Below are 18,541 nucleotides of genomic sequence, written 5' to 3' on the forward strand. Positions count from 1 at the left end.
CCGGTGGGGTTGACGGCGGTCAGGTTGAGGACCGCGGCCGAGGCGTTGGCGGGGACCCCGGCGCGGCCAGTGACCTGCAACTCATAGGTCGAACCCGCGGGCTGAGCTGCTTCGACGGAGGTCGGCGTGCGTTCCGCGCCCACGGCGACGCCGACGACGAGTCCGATGACGAGGCCGACCGACAACAGTGTGCTGCGGCGTGACCCGGGCACACGGAAGCGCCGCTGAGACCATGACGGATTCATGACGATCACGTTACAGAATCGGCGGCCGGCGATGTGGACATGCTCAATATTTCGACAAGAAGTTCACCCACCTTGAGGAAGAACCTGGTCAGCGTGGTCGCCGCCGACCGAGCGGTGGCCCCGTGGCCCGGTAGCGTGCGCCGACGTGCCGGTGCGGTGGGGTGCTCGACGGGTTGCCGGGCTGGGGATCGTCGTACTCGCGACCGCCACGGCGTGCAGTGGTTCGGACCCTCGTGGCGTCGCCGGCGTCGATGTCTCCGCGGCCCCGGCGAGTGAGCGCGGGGCAGTGGCCGACGTGGTCATCCGCGACGATCGCCCCGGTCGGCGGCTCGATCGCCGCGTGCTCGGCACCAACGTGCCCGCCTGGCTCGGCCCCGAGACCCTCGCCGATCCGACGTTCCGGTCGACCACCGTCGCCTCGGGCGTCACGACGGCTCGGATGCCGGGCGGCAGCTGGAGCAACGGCTACGACTGGCTGGCATGCGAGAACGGCGACGACGGCTGCTTCTGGACGTGGGCCGCACGACCGAGCGATTTCGCGGCGTTCCTGCGCGCCACCGGCCTCGCGGGTGTCTGGACCGTCTCGATCAACGCGAGCGCGCAGAGCTCGGCGGCGGCAGTGGCGTTCTTCAACGGTTCGGTCGACGACGACCGGGCCATCGGGGTCGACCGCGACGGCGTCGACTGGCAGACGGTCGGCACGTGGGCCCGGCTCCGCGCGGCGCACGGCAACCCCGACCCGGTCCGGATCGAGACCTGGGAGGTCGGCAACGAGGTCTACGGGGGCCGGCCCGATGCAGGGGGCGAGCAGTGCGCATCCTTCGGGTGGGAGGACGTGTGGACGTGCGATGGCACCGAGTACGTGCGCGGTGACGAGCGACACGACGGCTTCCTCGATCATCGCCGGGCGATGGTCGCCGTCGACCCCTCCATCCGCGTCGGTGCCGTCGGCGTCGGCGATCCGGCGTCGTGGTCCGAGTGGGGCCACGAGGTGATCGAGTCGGCCGGCGAGGGCCTCGACTTCTACATCGTCCATCAGTACGGCTTCGACCGGTCGCCGCCCGGCGACGAAGCGGTCCGGCGACCCGCCGACATGTGGCCCGCCCTGCTCGACTCGGTGCGCAGCGCGCTGCCCGAGACGGTGCCGATCGCGGTCACCGAGTACAACCTCGTCTCGTTCGAGGCCGGCGACACCGATCGGTCGATGACCCGTGCCATGAACGCGCTCTACGTCGCCGACTCGATCGGCCAGTTCGCCGTCGGCGGCGTCGAGCTGGCGAACCACTGGAACCTCGCGAACGGCACGACGTCGAGCGGCACCGACTACGGCATGATCGATGTCCGTGACGGCTCGGTCTTCCCGCAGTACCACGCCATGTCGTTGTGGGGCGCCACGGGTGCGCAACTGCTCGAGCTCGAGGTGTCGAACGCCATCGACGACGTCCGCATCTACCCGACCCGGCGCGCCGACGGCTCGCTGGCCGTGATCCTCATCAACGTCGGCGCCGCTCCGACATCGCTCGACATCGGGCTCGCCGGCACGGCGCCCACCGTCAACGGCACCCTCCGCACCCTCCGGGCCGACGACCTGCGGGCCGACGACCTGATCGAGGACGACCCGATCGCGGTCACGGCGGCCGACGGGCAGCCGCTGACGATGGACCTGCCCGCGTGGTCGCTGAGCCTGCTGGAGGTCGCTCCCCGTGGCTGAACGCCGACCGGTCCTGTTGACGGTGTCGGGCACGATCCCCGGTGACCTCGACCAACAGGTCGCCGAGGGGCGGCGGCCCTGCGCGGATCACCGCGTGCTCGCGGCGGCGATGGACGCCGACGTGGTCGACGTCGAGCGTGCGCTCGAGGCGACGGGGCGCGTCGGCCGCGTGCTGCGCCGCGTGCTCGGTGTCGGCCCGTTGCTCGCTTGGTACTCGTTCCGGCGGCGTCGTGACTACGACGTGCTGCTCACCGACGGCGAGCAGGTCGGGCTCCCCCTCGCCTGTCTCACCCGCGTGTTCGGCAGCGGCGGGGCGCGGCACGTGATGATCGTCCACATCCTCTCGGTGCCGAAGAAGGTGGTCCTCGTGAAGGCCGCGCGGCTCGCCCGGCAGATCGACCGCTACGTCGTCTACTGCACGAGGCAGGCCGAGTTCGTCCGCGACGAGCTCGGGGTCCCTGCGGCCGCGGTCGTGGTGTCGACGTTCATGGTCGACACCGAGTTCTTCGCACGCGACCGTGCCGAGGCGACCCCCCGCCGTCGCATCTGCTCGGCGGGGCTGGAACGGCGCGACTACCCGACGTTGATGCAGGCGGTGGAGGGGCTCGACGTCGAGGTCGTCATCGCGGCCGCGAGCCCGTGGTCGAAGCAGCCGGATTCGTCGGCCGACCGGCCGATCCCCTCGAACGTCGAGATCCGGCGGCTCGACCTGTTCGAGCTGCGCGAGCTGTACGCGTCGTGTGCGTTCGCGGTGATGCCGCTCGTCGACGTCGAGTTCCAGGCCGGCATCACGACGATCCTCGAGGCGATGTCGATGGAGCTGCCGGTCGTGTGCACGCGGACCGCCGGCCAGACCGACACGATCGTCGACGGCCGGACCGGCATCTACGTGCCGCCGGGTGACCCGGTCGCGCTGCGGGCGGCGATCGAGCGGCTGCTGGGTGACGAGCAGGAGGTCGCCCGGATCGGCCGCGAGGCCCGGCGCTGGGTCGTCGCGAACGCCGATGTGGTGCGCTACGCCGATGCGGTGGCGGCGGTGGTGGCAGGTGTGTCGGACCGCTCGGCCGGTTGATCGTCCGGCGCGCGAACTCGCTACGTCGATGCTGTAGCGGCAGTCGTCGGGTCGGACACGTCGACCGCTTCCCGGGGTGGCGGGCCGGCCGGACTCCGCGCCGGCAGCGCCTGGGCGCAGATCGCGGCGGCGAGCCCCAGGAACACCATGTTGCGGGCGTCCCACGACACGTCGACGTACGTGTACACCAGGAACATGACGGCGTAGAGCAGCGCCGATTGCGTCACGACGACGTCGACGCCGTCGTTCATCGTGCGGAGGCGCCGCGCCCCGAGCACGATGATCCTGGCGAACAGGTAGAACATCGCGGCGAAGCCGAAGAACCCGGTCTTGAGCCAGAACCACAGCACCGAGTTGTGCGGCACGTACGGGTTGAGCTCGAACACCGCGATGTCGGGCAGCGGGACCGGACGGTAGAACGGTCGCCCGAAGCCGATGCCGAGCAGCGGGTCGCTCTTGATGGTGAAGTTGACGTCGAAGGCCTCGATCTGGCGGTACAGATCGGAGTTCTGGTCGGCCTCCGTGGCCGCACCGGGCACGATCACCGACTTGACCGCCTGGGCCGGGAAGCCGACCGTTCCCTGGTTGTTCCAGAACACGCCGAGGTAGCCGACCGTGAGGATGATCACCGCCGGGGCGACGAACCAGAACCGCCGTCGGTGGCGCCAGAAGAGCACGATCAGCAGCATGACGATGCCGATCGACAGCGACGCGATGCCCGCTCGACGCTCGGCGATCAGGACGACGAAGACCGTCGGCACGAGGGCGACGAGCAGCGCGGCCCTGGCGAGCCCCGCACGGGCGGGCAGGAGCACGAGCCCCAGCGCGGTGACGATGATCAGGTTGTGTCCCAAGGTCGAGCCGTGCTCGTTCAGGCTCTCGAGGGCGTCCTTCTGACCCTGGTCGAGCTGGCCGTAGTAGGCGATCGACAGCAGCGTCTGCACGAACACGCCGGCGAGCACCCACCAGAGGGCCGTGCGGAGGTGGGCGGGCGAGCGGCAGACGTTGACGGCGATGCTGAACACGAGCAGCAGGTAGAAGAGCGGTCGGGCCTCGAGCACCGCGACGCGCAGGTCGCCGCCGCTGAGCACGACGCCACGAGCGAACCCGAGCACGACGAACATCGTCACGACCAAGATCGGCAACGTCAGCGGTGACGGGTCGACGAGCCGTCCGGTCCGGGCGTAGTGGGTGACGGTCGTCACCGCGAACCCGACGATCAGCGTGATGTCGAGCGGGCTGATCGTCAGGGCGTCGGCCACGTACGAGATCGATTCGCGGCTCGAGAGGTTCTTGACGAACGGGAACCAGGACACGGTGGCGATGTCGCTGATGGCCGTGAGGAAGACGGTGATGTAGAGCGTTGCGCGCGGCCGGTACGTCCAGCTCATGACCAGCACGACCAGGACGGCGAGGCTCAGCCCGAGGAAGGGTTCGGTGATCCGGCTCCGCGCGAACGCCGCGATCATCAGGCCGCCGCCGACCATCACGACGTAGACCAGCCACCACAGCTGCCGGTCGTACCGGATCTGATCGTCGGAGTGCAGCGCGACGTCGGCCGGCGCGCTCATTGCACGACTCGGAGGCTGTAGAAGCTCGCAGCCACGACCGTCGAGAGCGCGAGCAGCAGCATCGGCCGCTCACGGATCCGACGCCCCGCCGAGGAACCGCCGATCAGGAAGCAGATCACCAGGAAGGCGATCAGGACCTGCATGGGTGCTCGCGCCCGATCACTCGCCGAGCAGGCGGCGGAGCCGGCGCGGAATGCTGGTCCGGTACCGGTTGAGCACGACGCCGAGGTTCGGCGTGGGCTGCGTCGCCTCGAGCGCACGCTGGAACTGGTTGACCGAGGTCGCCCGGTGGCGGACCACGAGCAGCGAGGCATCGGATCGACGGATCAGCGTCAACCCGTTGGCGTTGGCGAGGACCGGGGGGATGTCGAAGATGACGTGGTCGAACTCGGACGTGAGGACGTCGAGCAGCCGGTCGAACTCGGGCGAGCGGACGATCACGTTGCGCTTGTGCTGGGGCACCGAGCCGGCAGTCAGGCTCATGAGCTGCGGCAGGTCCGGTGACGTCTGGAACGCCGACAGGATGTTGGAGCGGTCGGCGAGGATGTCGATCAGGCCCGGGCGGCCGTCCATCGGGTTGACGGTGTGATCGAGGGCGAGCCAGCTGCAGTCGACCCAGCAGACGTACTTGCCGGTCTCCTGGGCGATCAGCGTGGAGAGGGCCTGGGACACGAAGGTCACGCCCTCGCCGCCCAGCGCCGAGGTCACCGAGATCGTCGAGGGCAGGCCCTCGCCGTGGCGGAGCTCGTACCGGTTGACGATCGTTCGCAGCGCCTCGGCCAGCTCGACGGGGATCTCCTCGTAGCGGAGCATCGCCGTGGTGACATCGGGCCCGTGCAGCAGGTCGGGGAGGCCCGGTGAGATCGCGTTGTCGTCGTGCGGCGCGTCGACGGCGCCGTCGGGCTGCAGCTCGTGATCGGGTCGATCGTCGACCACCGAGGCGTCGCGGCCGCGGCGCGATCGTGACGTGCGGATGCCGGCCATCGTCAGACCCCGACCTTCTGGGGTTCTTCGGCGGTTTCGGGGCCGGGTGCGCGCTGGCGCTTCCGCCGTCGATGGCCGGCCGTCCGCTGGGCGAGCCGCAGGACCGGCACGACCGCGACGAGCTCGACGCCGTCGAAGCGCCGGAGATCTGATGTGGACGCCACCGATTGGTCGAGCACGGTCGCGATCAACAGCAGCCCCGCCACGATGATCACCCCGAGCAGCGTGAACGAGACGAGGGTGAGTGCCCGCTTCGTCAGCGTCGACTGGGGAGCCGTCGGCACCTTCGGTTCGTCGATGATCGTCAAGCTGCGGCCGGCCTCGCTCCGCGACTGGGTGACCGCCAGCTTGGCCGAGTCGATCTGCTCTTGCGTCGACCCGGCCTTCGCCCGCGCGGCGTTGAGCGCGTCGGTCAGCCGCGTGAGCTGCAGGTCGACGGCGACCGTGGCCTGCTCGTCGTCGTCGAGCTCGCTGACGGCGGCGATGAAGTCGTCGAGGTCCTGCTGCGCAGCATCGACGTCGACCTGGTAGTCGGCGAGCTGGGCGGTGTAGAACGCCTCGGCCTCGGACGATTGGCTCGCGACCGACTCGGCGAGGAACTCCTGGTACGCGGCGATGGTGCCCTCGACGAGGCCGAAGGTCGTCTGCGGGTCACCCCACGTGGCGTCGACCTTGACGAGCGACGTGCCGTCGGCCGACGACCAGACGCTGTTCCTGATCGACTCGAGCTGGAGGACGCCCGATTCGATCGCGTCGTCGAGGCCGGCACGCTCGGCCACCGACTCGACGAAGGCATCGGTCCGCAGCTGTTCGTTGATCGTCCGGCTGGCGGCCGCGGCGGGCGTCTCCCAGTACTGCTGGGCCACGCCGCCGATCGGCTGATCGGGCACGAGCGGGTTGCTCGACGCGCTCAGCACGCCGGTCGTGTGGTACAGCTCGAGCGTCTTGCTGGCCTGCAGCAGCCCGAGCATCGCGAACCCGACGATCGGCACGAGCAGCCACGCCGCCCGCCGAAACGCGTTGTCCGTCAACCGCCACCAGAACGCCGACGCGGTCGTGCGTTGCGCCGTGCTTCTCGTCGTTCCGGGCTCGCTTCCCGCCTCGCTCGCCATGCCGAACAGCGTAGTCCAGGCTGTTCGGTGGTTGCTCGGCGTTCTCGGTCAAGATGCGGGCGTCGTGGTCATGCAGGGTGTTCGGGCCGCCACTGCTCCGAGCAGGCGAGCATCGACGGCGCGATGCCGAGCTGCTCGACTCGCAACCGGACCGCTGCCGGGTCGCCCTCCCAGATGACCGGGCGGTCCGCTCGCCGGGCGAGGCCCACCAGGCCCACCAGCCGCGCCGCCGCAGGATCGGGGAGCGCCGGGCCGTCGACGGCATGGATCCGCAACGATGCGCCGTGCGCGATCGCCGACGCGGCGGCGGCGTACGCACCGTCGTCCGGCTGGGGAGGGCCGGTGGGCTCGACGTCGACCTCGTCGGGGCCGATGGCGATCGAGAGGCCGCCGTGCCGGCGGCGGCGCCGGTGGGCGCGCCATTCGCTGGCGAACCGCGGCACCATGACCCGGATGTCGTGCGCATAGCGGCGGCCGAGCCGCTTCGGCTCCTGCACGGCCCTGGCGACCCACTCGAGCCCGACCCGCTGCACCCACCCGGGCGCCCGCCGCCGCTCACCGACCAACATGTCGACCGAGCCGCCGACGCCGATCATCACGGGCACCCGGAGCCGATCCCGGTGGGCGCGGATGAACAGCTCCTGCTTCGGGTTGCCGAGCGCGACGCACAGGATGTCGGGATCGACCTCGGCGATCGAGTCGAGGACCTCGTCGCCGATCTCGGCGACGTCGGTGATCATCGGGCCGGGATCGATCGACACGCGGGCATCGGGGTACCGCTCGGCGATCAGCTCGCGGGCGCGGGCGGCGACGTCGGGGCTGGACCCGAACACGTGGACACGCCAGCCCGTGCGCTGTGACTCGTCGAACAGGCGCGGGACGAGATCCGAGCCGGCCACCCGCTCGGCGAGCGGCATGCCCAGCAGCGACGACCCCCAGACGATCGGCATGCCGTCGGCAAGGCACGCATCGGCACGTTGCAGGATCTCGGTGATCGAGCGGTCGCCGAGCGCGTTCACGAGGAAGTCGACGTTCACGGTGGCGAGCTGATGACCGCGGCCGTCGGCGCGGCCGCGGCGCACGAACTCGCCGAGGAGTTCGACGGTCTCGTCCATCGTGAGGTCGTCGATCGGGATGCCGAACAGGAGGGCCGGTGGCCGGGCCGGGCGCACGTCGGGTCCGGGGTCGCTCGTCATGTCGCATGCCCCACGTGCTCGACGTCGTCGACGTGCTCGACCTGCTCCGCGTGCTCGATGTTGCGCTGCGTCCGCGTCCAGGCGACGTCGCCGTCGGGCGCCGCCACCGACAACCAGAGCCTGGTCTTCCAGATGAGCATGCGGGGAGCCGACAGCAGGCTCCGGTACATGCGCGCCGGCGCCCTCACGGCGTAGAGCCCGGCGAGGGCGTGCACGACGAGCGCCGCCAGGGCCAGCACGTCGAGGACCAGCAGCCGGCGGGCCGTGCGGCCGCCGAACACCGCTGCGACCGACGCGACGGAGATCGCGAGGACGTCGATCGCCGCCTGGACCGACAGCGGCGGGATGGTCTGGTCGGCCGCCGCATCTGCGAGGGCGACGCGGTTCGCCCGATCGGCGATCGCGCGGCGGACGAGGGCCGGGACGAATCGGCGGGCGATGTCGATGCGCCCCCGCTCCCACCGCTGGTTCTGGGTCTCGGCCTGCCCGAGGTCGTGGGGCATCTCCGCCCTGAGCACGGCATGCGGCACGTAGCTGACGGCGTGACCGTCGAGCAGCAGTTCGACCTGGAACTCGGCGTCCTCGACGAGGTGGCCGCTCCACCGGCGTCCGGCGAGGACGTCACGACGGAACACCATGCCGTTGCCGTACAGGCCGGCCGAGGCGCCCAGCCGACAACGGGCCAGCGGTCGCAGGTGGTGCCGGCAGGCCAGCGCCGCATACCGGAAGCTGGTGGTCGGCGTCGCCTCGGGTTCGCGAACGGTGTAGTGCCCCTGCGCGACGGCGGCGCCCGCTGCGACCGCCGCGTCCATGGCGGCCAGGAAGTTGCGATCGACCGAGGTGTCGGCATCGACCACGACGATGGCGTCGAACGGTTCGCCTGCGGCGTTCAGCCGGTCGTGCAGCCAGTTCAGTGCGGGTCCCTTCCCGGGATCATCAGGGGCCATGCGCTCGTGAGCGTTCCAGCCGTGCGAGCGCACGACCTCGGCGGTCGAGTCGGTGCAGTTGTCGGCGACCACGTGCACCGAGAACCGGTCGGGCGGGTACGCGAGCTCGTGGAACGATTCGAGGGTCGCGCCGATGCCGGCGGCTTCGTCGTGTGCGGGGACGACGATCGCGAAGTGCGTCGTCACCTCGCGCCTCGCAGCGCCAGGTCGGGGCTGCCGGATGCCGACCGCGGTCAGTACCGTCAGGTACGCCGACGGGAGCGCCGCCACCGCCGACAGGGCACCGAGCGCCACCCCGCCTGCGAGCCGGATCGCACGCAGACCGAACGTCGATGCGGGCGTCACGGGGCACCCTGCGCCGCGGTGACGAGACGACTTCGACGGCACCGCTCGCGACGCTGCCGTCCGCTGCCGAACCCTGCCGCCGGCCCCGCCGGCTCGGCGCGCGCCGCGACCGGGTCGTCGTGGCACTGTTCGGAACGGTGCGGGGCTCGGTCGGCCGCCAGCCGAGCGATCAGCATGCGGGGAGTCTGGCACGCCGCCCGGGCGCGGCAGGTTCTCGAGGGCCGACCGCAGCCGGCGGGCACCGCTACCTTGACGGGATGCCGAGCGACGGGGTGATCGGGGTCCTGCGACAGGAGTGGAACGGCGTCCGACCGTTGCTCCAGATCGCGTTGATCGTCTCGCGGGCGATTCCGGACCTGATCGGCAACCGTTGCCGATCGTGGCTGCTGCGCGCCGCCGGCGTGTCGATCGGGCACGGCACGATCGTCGGCGGCGGGATCCGGATCGTCGGCATCGGCCGCGTGCAGGATCGTCTCTCGATCGGTGCCCGTGGCTGGATCAACGCCGGCAGCTATTTCGACGCCTCAGCGGCGATCGAGATCGGCGACGACGTCGCCATCGGCCAGCAGGTGCTGGTCCTCACCCAGACCCACGAGCTCGGGCCCTCGCGGCGCCGCGCGGACGTCCTGAGGTCGGCACCGGTCGTGATCGGCGACGGCTGCTGGATCGGGGCTCGGGCGGTCATCCTGCCGGGCGTCACCATCGAACCGGGTGCGGTCGTGGCGGCCGGCGCCCTCGTCCGATCGGACGTGCCGAGGGACACGCTCGTGGCCGGTGTGCCTGCGGGACCGGTTCGCCGGCTCGACTGACCACCACGGACCGACGACGGCGTCGCCTTGCGGCGCGCTTGACCTGCGGGCCCTGCGTGCCGATGAACACCTCTGTGGACGAGGGCCGGAGGTGCGACCGATCGTGGACATCGGCGTGATCAGCGACGGCGGTAGGATGTGGAGCCGATGAGTTGCAGGCCTGACGTCGTCGACGCAGTGGTCGAGGTGACCGGTCTCGACGCGGCCGAACTGCACGACGCAGCGACGCTCGAATCGCTCGACATCGACTCGCTCGACCTCATCGAGGTGGCGATGATCGTGGAGGAGCGTCGCGGCGTGGAGGTCGCAGGCGACGACTTCGAAGGCGTGACCACGTTCGGAGGAGCGGTCGCGGTATTCGACCGCCTCCTCGATGCCGGCGCGGTGTGAGCACACGATCTGCCTCCGTGATCGGCGCCGGCGTCGTGTCGCCCGCCGGGTCGACGGTCGACGACCTGTGGCGTGTCGTTCACGCCGCCGACGGGACGTTGGCCGAGGTCGTGACGTTCCCCGGGATGCCCGACAACCCCGCACTCGTGTGCTCGGCTGCGAACTTCGATCCCGCCGAACGGCTCGAACGCCACGAGCTCCGGCGCCTCGATCGCTCGCACCAGATGGCGATCTGGGCCGCCGACGATGCGATCGCCGAAGCGGGCGACGGGCCGACCGCCGATCGATGTGCCGTCGTCGTCGGCATCGGGATCGGCGCGGCTGCGTTCCACGAACAGCAGTTCGCCGCGTTCTCCGAGCGGGGGTTCCGGGCGGTGTCGCCGCTGGCGGTGCCGGTCGTGATGCCCAACTCGGTCGCGGCCCACCTCTCGCTGCGCTTCGGCTTCCGGGGGCCCTCGGTCACGGTGTCGTCGGCGTGTGCGTCCGGCACGATGGCGGTCGGCGAGGCGCTGTGGTTGCTCCGCACCGAGCGCGCCGACCGCGTGCTGGTCGGGGGTGTCGACGCGCTCATCACGCCGTCGGTCGTCGCACCGTTCCTCCGCATGGAAGCGATGTCGACGCGCGTCGGCGACCCCGAGGGGTCGTCGCGCCCGTTCGGCCCCGATCGCGACGGCTTCGTGCTGGGGGAGGGGGCTGCGTTTCTCGTCCTCGAGCGGTCGAACGGGGCAGCCGAGGGCCGCGGGACCATCCTCGGCTACGCGAGCAACTCCGACGCCCACCACGTCGTGGCACCCGCCGAGCACGGCGTCGGCGCCCTCGACTGCATGCGACTCGCCCTCGACGATGCCGTCCTCGCCCCTGCGGACGTCGGCCACGTCAACGCCCACGGCACCTCCACCCAGCTGAACGACCGGGCCGAGGCGGAGGCGATCGCCAAGCTGTTCGGGCCTCGCGCGCTGCCGGTCACGGCCACCAAGGGCGTCGTCGGCCACCTGATCGGCGCCGCCGGCGCCCTCGAAGCGCTCGTCGCGATCGAGTCGGTGCGTCGCGACGTCGTTCCCCCCACCGCCAACGCGTCCGAGGTCGACGGCGAGATCGATGCCTTGGTCGACGTCGCGCAGGCGGCCGTCACGCCCCGAACGTCGGTGGCCATCACCAACTCGTTCGGGTTCGGCGGGCACAACGCGACGCTGGTCGTGGGTCGCTGAGGGGTGGGCATGGACGACCGCGATCGAGGGGACGCCGACGGTCTCGCGCCGGATCAGGCGGACCCGACGCGTCCGCTCTCGGACGCGCAGCTGGCGATGTGGCTCGATCAACGCGCCGACCCGGCGACCATCGCCCACAACATCTCGACCGCCGTGCGCATCCGCACCACGGCCGATCCCACAGTCCTCCGGCCCGTGCTCCAGCGAATCGTCGACGTGCACGCCGTCCTGCGGACCTCGTTCACGGATCACGACGGTGAACCCCGCCGGGTCGTCCATCGCGACGTGCCGGTCGACCTCGAGGTGCACGATGCCGCCGACTGGACCGACGGGTCCGTCGCGCGGTTCGTCGACGACGATCACCGGATCGCGTTCGACCTCGACCGCCCGCCGCTCTGCCGGTTCCGGGTGCTCGACCGCGGTGCGGGCGAGTACGTGCTCGTCATCACGATCCATCATCTGGTGGGCGACCTCTGGACCATGGCGTTGCTCGGGCACGCGATCGCCGACGGCTACGCCGCGGTCGCCGACGGCGGCGAGCCCGACGCGGTGGCCGAGCCCGACGACAGCTACGACCGATTCGTCGAGTCGGAGCGCGCCTACGTCGACGGGCCGAAGGGCGAGCTCGCACGCGAGCACTGGCGCGAGCGGTACCGCACCCTGCAACCGCTCGACATCCCGGGTCGGCGGCCTCGCAGCGACGGGTTCACGGGTGACGGCGCGATCCACACCGTCACGCTGGCCCCCGAATCGTGGGCGCAGCTACGCGAGCGGGCCGCCGCGCTCGGCGTCCCGCCGCGCACGTTCGTGCTCGCCGCGTACCAGTTGCTGCTGGGTCGGTTGACCGGCGAGCGACAGGTCCACGTGCTGGAGATCAAGGCGAACCGCAACGCACGCCAATCGCGCTCGTTCGGGTGCTTCGTCAACCCCGTCCTGCGGACCGTCGGGTTCGAGGCGGCGGCGACCGCCGACGAGCTGCTGCGCGCGGTTCACGACGACATGACGTCGAGCCGCGCTCACGAGCGCTACCCGTTCGGCCGGATCGTCCGCGAATCCATGACGGGTCCACGGGACGGTCTGTTCGACGCCGCGTTCGCCTGGCAGAAGACGACCCGGGCGGTCGACCGCGACACCGTGTCCGCCCTCGCCGTCGGTGACCGCGGCGACTTCGTCTCGTTCGGGGCGGTCTCGGTCGCGCCGGTCGAGGCCGGCCTTCGGTCGGCGCCGTCGCCGCTGCTGCTCCTCGGTGCGGTGCTCGACGATCGGCTCGAGCTGGCCTTCGAGTACCAGACCGAGCGGTTCGATGCGCCGACGGTCGAGGCCTTCGCCCAGCGCCTGCTCGTCGTGCTCGAGCAGCTGATCGGCGACCCCGACGGCGACGTCGACGCGATCGACGTCACACTCCCGGCCGAGCGGGAGACGTGGCGTGTCGAATGGGACGCAGCGGGCAATGGCGTCGGCGGCGAGTCGGCGCTCGAGATGTTCGAGCGGTCGCTACGTCGCTCACCCGACGCGGTCGCCGTTCGGTGCGGCGACGAGGTCGCGTCGTATGCCGAGCTCGATGCTCGGGTCGACGGCATCGCGGGCCTGCTCCGCGACGCCGGCGTCGCCGACGGCGACCTGATCGGCGTCTGCCTCGAGCGATCGATCGACATGCTCGCCACACTCCTCGCCGTCTGGCGGGTCGGAGCCGCCTACGTGCCGATCGACCCCGGGTTCCCCGGCGAGCGGGTGCGTGCGATGCTCGAGGACGCCCAGGTCGAGTCGGTCGTCGCCCGCGAGCCGGCGTGGCGCGAGCTGATGGGCTCCGCGCCGACCTGCGACACCCTCGTGCTCGACCCGGCGGACGCGCCGGAGGGAGCGCCCGCCGGCGCGGGCGACTCCGGCGCTGGCGACGCGGGCAGCGACGGCTCGCGGATCGCCTACGTCACGTTCACCTCCGGCTCGACGGGCCGACCGAAGGGTGTCGCGGTCGACCACGGGAACCTCGCCAACCTGTTGGTCTCGATGGCGCACGAGCCCGGCCTCGCCGGCGACGACGCGATGCTGGCGACGACCACCCTCTCGTTCGACATCTCGGTGCTCGAACTGATGCTCCCGCTGTCGGTGGGGGCCGAGGTCGTGCTGGTCGCCCACCAGGACACGCTCGATCCCGCTCGCCTCGGCACCCTGCTCCGGTCGGTCACCGTCGCCCAGGGCACGCCCACGCTGTGGCGCATGTTGCTCGTGTCGGGATGGGCCGGCAGTCCGGAGCTGACCATCCTGTGCGGCGGCGAGGCGCTCCCGCCCGACCTCGCCGAGCAGCTGCTCGGTCGCTGCCGGGCGTTGTGGAACATGTACGGCCCGACCGAGACGACCGTGTGGTCGGCGATCCATCGCGTCGAGCCGTCCGACACGACCGGTGGCTCGGTCCCGATCGGTCGTCCCATCGCCGGCACCCGGCTCCACGTCCTCGACGAGCGCGGTCGCCTGGTCCCTGACGGCGTCGCCGGCGAGCTCTGGATCGCCGGGGCGGGCGTCGCCGACGGCTATGTCAACCGCGCCGACCTCACCGACGAGCGGTTCGTCCCCGATCCGTTCGTGGCCGGCCGCATGTACCGCACCGGCGACCTAGCCCGCCGACGTGCCGACGGTGCGTTGCTGTGCGAGGGGCGCGTCGACGACCAGGTGAAGGTGCGCGGGCACCGGATCGAGCTCGGCGAGATCGAGGCCGTGCTCGGACGCCACCCCGACGTCTCGGTCGGCGCGGCGACCGTCCACCGGCTCGACGACGCCGACGTGCGGCTGCTGGCGTTCGTCGTGCCGGCCCACGGCGACATCGACGTCGACGCCGTCCGAACCCATCTCAGGCGCTACTTGCCCGACTACATGCAGCCGGCGTCGATCACCGCGATCGACGCGATGCCGCTGACGCCGAACCGGAAGATCGACCGGCAGCGGCTCCCGCTGCCCACCGTCGAGCACCACGTGCTCGACGAGCGCCCGGCCACCGACCCGACGACCGTCGAGGGGGTGCTGTCGGTGTGCCGGCGGGTGTTCGGCGACGACGGCATCACCGCGGCCGACGACTTCTTCGCGCTGGGTGGGCACTCGCTCACCGCCACGAGGATCTGTGCGCGGCTCCGAGCCGAGATCGGACGCGACGTGCCGGTCCGCGCGATCTACGAGCACCCGGTGCTCGGCGACTTCGCGGCCTCGGTGTCCGCCTACCCGCAAGCGCCGGTCGACGACGGGCTCGGGGTCGTCACCGACGCAGTGCCGGGCGAGCCGCGTCCCCTGTCGCCGTCGCAGCGACGGATGTGGTTCATGCAGCAGCTCGACCCGGCGACGGCCGCCTACAACCTGGTCGGTGCCATCCGGGTCCGGGGCGACGTCGACGTCGCTGCGTTCGAGCTCGCGTTGACCCGGTTGGTCGAGCAGCACCCCGGCCTGCGCACCTGTGTCGTCGACGTCGACGGCGAGCCGATGGCAGCGGTTCGCGACCCCGCCCCCATCGCGATCCCGCTGATCGAGCTCGCCGACGGGGCGGACGATCCGCTGGGCGCGGTGCGGGCCGCCGTCCGCCGCCTGAGCCGGCGACCGTTCGACCTGGGGGTCGCGCCCCTGTTCCGCTTCGCCCGCTTCCGGTTGGCCGACGACGACCACGTGATCGGCGTCGTCATCCATCACCTGATCGCCGATCAGTGGGCGCTCGGCGTTCTGGTCACCGAGGTCGGTAGGTTGTACGCCGAGATCACCGCGGCCGACGAGCCCGACGGTGAAGCGATCACCGCCGTCCCGGGGCTCGAGCCGCACGCGGTCGAGCACGGCAGCGTGCTCGCGGAGCGCCGGGTCGACGATCAGCTCCGCTTCTGGCGCCGGCAACTCGACGGCGTCGGCGCGATCGAGTTGCCCACCGATCGTCCGCGCCACGACTGGTCGAGCGACGGGGGCGGCTCGGTGACGCTCGAGATCTCCGACGAGCTCCGCCGCAAGGTCGATGAGGTCGTCGTCGCCCAGCACGTGTCGGAGTTCATGGTGTACCTGGCAGCTCTCCAGGTGCTCGTCCACCGGATCACCGGCGACGAGGACGTGCCGATCGGCGTCCCGATCGCCAACCGGCACTGGCTCGACAGCGAGACGCTCGTCACGTCGCTCGTGAACACGGTGGTCATGCGCACCCATCTCGCCGGCGCGACCGGGCTGGGTGACGCCCTCGGTCGTGCCCGCCGGGTCGCCCTCGACGCCTACGACCATCAGGACCTCCCGTTCGAGCGGCTGGTCGACGACCTCCGGCCCGAGCGACATGGCCGGCGCTCGCCGCTGTTCCAGATCTTCCTCAACGTCCAGAACGCGCCGTTCGCGCTACCGCAGATCGAAGGTGTCGCGCTCGATGTCGTGCCCATCGAGCGCGAGGCAGCGCAGTTCGAGCTGTCGTTCTCGATCGACCCTGCGACGACGAACACCATCACGGTCGAGTACGCAACCGACCTGTTCGACGAGGACCGCGTCCGCGCCTGGCTGCACGAGTTCGTCGCGATCGCGTCCTCCTTCGTCGACCCGTCGACCCCGGTGTCGACGCACCTGCCAGGTGCATCGGCCGCCGTCGAACCACCGGTGCGTGAGCACGCCGTCGCCGGGCCGGCCGGCGGGGTGGCGTCCGACCTCGAACGGGAGCTGACCGACATCTGGGAGACGGTGCTCGGCACGGCACCGATCGACCGCCACGACGACTTCTTCGCGCTCGGCGGTCACTCGCTGCTCGCCGTGCGGCTGTTCGGTGAGCTCCAACAGCGCACCGGCCGGCGGGTGCCGCTCGCGACGCTGTTCGAGGCGCCGACGATCGCCCGCCTCGCCGACGTGATCGAGCGGGGCGGTTGGTTGCGGCCGTGGACGTCGATGGTCGAGGTCGTGCCGGGTGATCAGGGCCCTCCGCTGTTCGTCGTCGCGCCCTACCTCATCAGCGCCCTCTCGTTCCACGACCTGGGCGAGCAGCTCGGATCGGGGCACCCGCTGTACGTGTTCCAGCCCCAGGGGTTCGACGACGACGCCCCGGTCCACGACAGCGTCGAGGCGATGGCGGCGCACTACATCGCCGAGATGCAGACGGTGCAACCGGTCGGGCCGTACACGATCGCCGGGCACTGCGCCGGCGGCTGGGTTGCCTTCGAGATGGCCCGCCAGCTCCGGGAATCGGGCCACGAGGTGGCGCGCCTCTTCGTCGTCGACGTCGAGCCGCCCGGGATCGAGCGGCCGAAGGTGCGCTGGGGCCGCTACGTGCTGAGCCGCGTCGCGCTGTACGCGGGCAGCGGGCGCCTCGTCGACGCACTCGGCTGGCAGATGCGCCTGGCCCTGGCCCGCGTGTTCGGAGGCCGCGTCGGCGCCGCCGAGCGCCGTCGACTCGACCGCCTGCGCGGTGCTCACGCCGCCGCGCACGCCGCGTACCGAGGTGGGGAATTCGACGGCGACCTGCAGCTCGTGCGCAGCGACGAGTGGGCTCGGCTGGCCGACAAGGACTGGCACCTGGCGTGGTCCGACCTGATCAGCGGGACGATGGAGGTCGCGATCGTCCGGGGCGCACATTCGGGCCTCTTGAACGGCGACAGCGTGGCCGACCTCGCCGCCTCGATCCTCGCTGGGTCGGCGCCCTCCGCCCCGGGGTCGTGAGCCTGCGGCACGCGACGACACGCGCGTCCCGCTCGTCAACCCCGACCTGATGCCGTCAACCTCAACCTGATGTCGAGAGTCGGGGTCCGGCGTACCGGCGCCACCGCGATCGCGCTGCGTGGCCCGAGCGCTAGGTTGACGGAGGTGAACCGAGCGGCGGCGATGTCGAGCCCCGGTGCGCGACGGCGATCCGGCGGGCAGCGGCGGCGGTGGGTCGCGACCGCCGCCGCCGTGCTGGTGGTCCTCGCGGCGTGCGAGTCCGATGCGCCGAGCGCGGGCACCGACCAGGGAACCGACGACCCGACACCGTCGACGTCGGGGCCGAACACCACGCGCGCCGACGCGGTCGAGACCACCACGTCCGACACGTCCGAGCCCGCGAGCACAACCCCACCGCCGTCGACGACACCGGACGATCCGGCGACGTCGTCGCCCGACCGGGAGTTCGCCGCCGAACCCGTTCGGTTCAACGGCGTCTCGTTCGAGCTGCCGACCGTCCTCGACGTCGTCGCGACCGGCTCCCTCGAACCGTGGGGTGACGCCGGCGACGCCGTGCCGATGGCGATCGTGTTCGAGTTGGGCTCGTCGGCCGACCAGGGCGACGCGAACCGACCGCGACTCGAGGTCCGCCCGGTTCGCTCCTCGAACGGGCTGTTCTACGAGGGGATGACGCCCGAGTCCCGCGGCGCGGTCGAGCAGGTCGAGGCACGGATCGCCGACGCCGGCGGGCAGGGCGAGGGGCTGATCGAATCGCTCAACGGCGCAGGCGTGCGCTCGATCGAGTCGGGGCGCTACGAGTTCAGCGGGACCACGATCGACGGACGATTCGTGACGCTCCTGGACTTCCCGGCCGAGCCGACCGGCGAGACCGGGCCGGCGCTCGACGCCCTGGTCGCATCGCTGTTCGTCGACGCCGCCGAGGCCGCGCCCGACGACTCGGCGTGCGTCGACGACATCGAGATCCTCGAGAACCTGCGGACGCCGGCGGCCATCGTCGTCCCGCCGGGCGAGGTGTTCGCTGCCAGCTGGACCATCGAGAACACCGGCACCTGCACCTGGACCGACCGGTACGCGTGGGTCTTCACCGGCGGCGATCCGGTGATCATCGAGGACATCAGCGTGATCGACGTCGTCGAGCCGGGTCAGCAGTTCGAGATGACCGTCACGCTGCGCGCCCCCGACGAGGTCGGCGACTACACGGGCCAGTTCCAGCTGCTCGGGCCGTCGCGGTTCGAGCCGATCGGGCAGCCGGCGTTCTACCTCCTCGAGGTGGCGACGAGCTGACCCGCCCACACACGTCCGGCG

General features: G+C 71.4%; 14 protein-coding genes. 7 read left to right on the forward strand and 7 right to left on the reverse strand.

Annotated features, from left to right (window positions below):
- The coding region (locus QNJ12_RS18695) for a hypothetical protein (RefSeq protein WP_300624951.1) at positions 1–245 on the reverse strand (245 nt) is incomplete at its 3' end.
- A 295-nt stretch (positions 246–540) separates the two neighbouring features.
- Between QNJ12_RS18695 and QNJ12_RS18700 the strand changes: the two genes are divergently transcribed.
- Positions 541–1,956, forward strand: coding sequence for a hypothetical protein (locus tag QNJ12_RS18700; protein ID WP_300624952.1), 1,416 nt, complete (start codon positions 541–543; stop codon positions 1,954–1,956).
- Positions 1,949–3,028 (forward strand): glycosyltransferase family 4 protein, encoded by a 1,080-nt coding sequence (locus QNJ12_RS18705; RefSeq protein ID WP_300624953.1) that lies wholly within the window; start codon positions 1,949–1,951, stop codon positions 3,026–3,028. Before QNJ12_RS18700 ends, QNJ12_RS18705 begins: the two co-directional genes overlap by 8 nt.
- A gap of 20 nt (positions 3,029–3,048) precedes the next feature.
- Here the strand turns inward: QNJ12_RS18705 and QNJ12_RS18710 are convergent, their stop codons facing one another.
- The 6 genes from QNJ12_RS18710 to QNJ12_RS18735 form a co-directional block, all read right to left on the reverse strand.
- Positions 3,049–4,599, reverse strand: coding sequence for an O-antigen ligase family protein (locus tag QNJ12_RS18710; RefSeq protein WP_300624954.1), 1,551 nt, complete (start codon positions 4,597–4,599; stop codon positions 3,049–3,051).
- Complete coding sequence (locus QNJ12_RS18715; protein ID WP_300624955.1) at positions 4,596–4,742, reverse strand: hypothetical protein; 147 nt, start codon at positions 4,740–4,742, stop codon at positions 4,596–4,598. The genes QNJ12_RS18710 and QNJ12_RS18715 overlap by 4 nt, the downstream gene beginning before the upstream one ends.
- Positions 4,743–4,758: 16 nt before the next feature.
- Complete coding sequence (locus tag QNJ12_RS18720) at positions 4,759–5,583, reverse strand: CpsD/CapB family tyrosine-protein kinase (protein WP_300624956.1); 825 nt, start codon at positions 5,581–5,583, stop codon at positions 4,759–4,761.
- Positions 5,584–5,585: 2 nt separating this feature from the next.
- Entirely contained in the window at positions 5,586–6,695 is a 1,110-nt protein-coding gene (locus tag QNJ12_RS18725; RefSeq protein ID WP_300624957.1) for a hypothetical protein, read from the reverse strand.
- A 68-nt stretch (positions 6,696–6,763) separates the two neighbouring features.
- Positions 6,764–7,891: a WecB/TagA/CpsF family glycosyltransferase gene (locus QNJ12_RS18730; protein WP_300624958.1), complete on the reverse strand. Its 1,128-nt coding sequence runs from the start codon at positions 7,889–7,891 to the stop codon at positions 6,764–6,766.
- Complete coding sequence (locus QNJ12_RS18735; RefSeq protein ID WP_300624959.1) at positions 7,888–9,183, reverse strand: glycosyltransferase family 2 protein; 1,296 nt, start codon at positions 9,181–9,183, stop codon at positions 7,888–7,890. The genes QNJ12_RS18730 and QNJ12_RS18735 overlap by 4 nt, the downstream gene beginning before the upstream one ends.
- A 257-nt stretch (positions 9,184–9,440) precedes the next feature.
- Between QNJ12_RS18735 and QNJ12_RS18740 the strand changes: the two genes are divergently transcribed.
- The 5 genes from QNJ12_RS18740 (at position 9,441) to QNJ12_RS18760 (ending at position 18,520) form a co-directional block, all read left to right on the forward strand.
- Entirely contained in the window at positions 9,441–9,992 is a 552-nt protein-coding gene (locus QNJ12_RS18740; protein ID WP_300624960.1) for a DapH/DapD/GlmU-related protein, read from the forward strand.
- 147 nt (positions 9,993–10,139) lie between these two features.
- Positions 10,140–10,382, forward strand: a complete 243-nt coding sequence (locus QNJ12_RS18745; RefSeq protein ID WP_300624961.1) for an acyl carrier protein — start codon at positions 10,140–10,142, stop codon at positions 10,380–10,382.
- Between the two features lie 17 nt (positions 10,383–10,399).
- A complete protein-coding gene (locus QNJ12_RS18750; protein ID WP_300624962.1) occupies positions 10,400–11,590 on the forward strand; it encodes a beta-ketoacyl synthase in 1,191 nt (396 codons plus the stop codon).
- Between the two features lie 9 nt (positions 11,591–11,599).
- A complete protein-coding gene (locus tag QNJ12_RS18755; RefSeq protein WP_300624964.1) occupies positions 11,600–17,236 on the forward strand; it encodes a non-ribosomal peptide synthetase in 5,637 nt (1,878 codons plus the stop codon).
- A 162-nt stretch (positions 17,237–17,398) separates the two neighbouring features.
- A complete protein-coding gene (locus QNJ12_RS18760) occupies positions 17,399–18,520 on the forward strand; it encodes an NBR1-Ig-like domain-containing protein (protein WP_300624966.1) in 1,122 nt (373 codons plus the stop codon).
- Positions 18,521–18,541: the final 21 nt, after the last annotated feature.

The sequence above is a fragment of the Ilumatobacter sp. genome (genome assembly GCF_030065885.1).
Taxonomy (GTDB): Bacteria; Actinomycetota; Acidimicrobiia; order Acidimicrobiales; family Ilumatobacteraceae; genus Ilumatobacter.

What these genes read in the sequence shown, in the direction of transcription:
- QNJ12_RS18755 (WP_300624964.1), top strand. Translation starts at nt 11,600, where the DNA reads ATGGACGACCGCGATCGAGGGGACGCCGACGGTCTCGCGCCGGATCAG.
- QNJ12_RS18730 (WP_300624958.1), bottom strand. Translation starts at nt 7,891, where the DNA reads ATGACGAGCGACCCCGGACCCGACGTGCGCCCGGCCCGGCCACCGGCC.
- QNJ12_RS18720 (WP_300624956.1), bottom strand. Translation starts at nt 5,583, where the DNA reads ATGGCCGGCATCCGCACGTCACGATCGCGCCGCGGCCGCGACGCCTCG.
- QNJ12_RS18745 (WP_300624961.1), top strand. Translation starts at nt 10,140, where the DNA reads ATGAGTTGCAGGCCTGACGTCGTCGACGCAGTGGTCGAGGTGACCGGT.
- QNJ12_RS18710 (WP_300624954.1), bottom strand. Translation starts at nt 4,599, where the DNA reads ATGAGCGCGCCGGCCGACGTCGCGCTGCACTCCGACGATCAGATCCGG.
- QNJ12_RS18760 (WP_300624966.1), top strand. Translation starts at nt 17,399, where the DNA reads ATGTCGAGCCCCGGTGCGCGACGGCGATCCGGCGGGCAGCGGCGGCGG.
- QNJ12_RS18715 (WP_300624955.1), bottom strand. Translation starts at nt 4,742, where the DNA reads ATGCAGGTCCTGATCGCCTTCCTGGTGATCTGCTTCCTGATCGGCGGT.
- QNJ12_RS18740 (WP_300624960.1), top strand. Translation starts at nt 9,441, where the DNA reads ATGCCGAGCGACGGGGTGATCGGGGTCCTGCGACAGGAGTGGAACGGC.
- QNJ12_RS18725 (WP_300624957.1), bottom strand. Translation starts at nt 6,695, where the DNA reads ATGGCGAGCGAGGCGGGAAGCGAGCCCGGAACGACGAGAAGCACGGCG.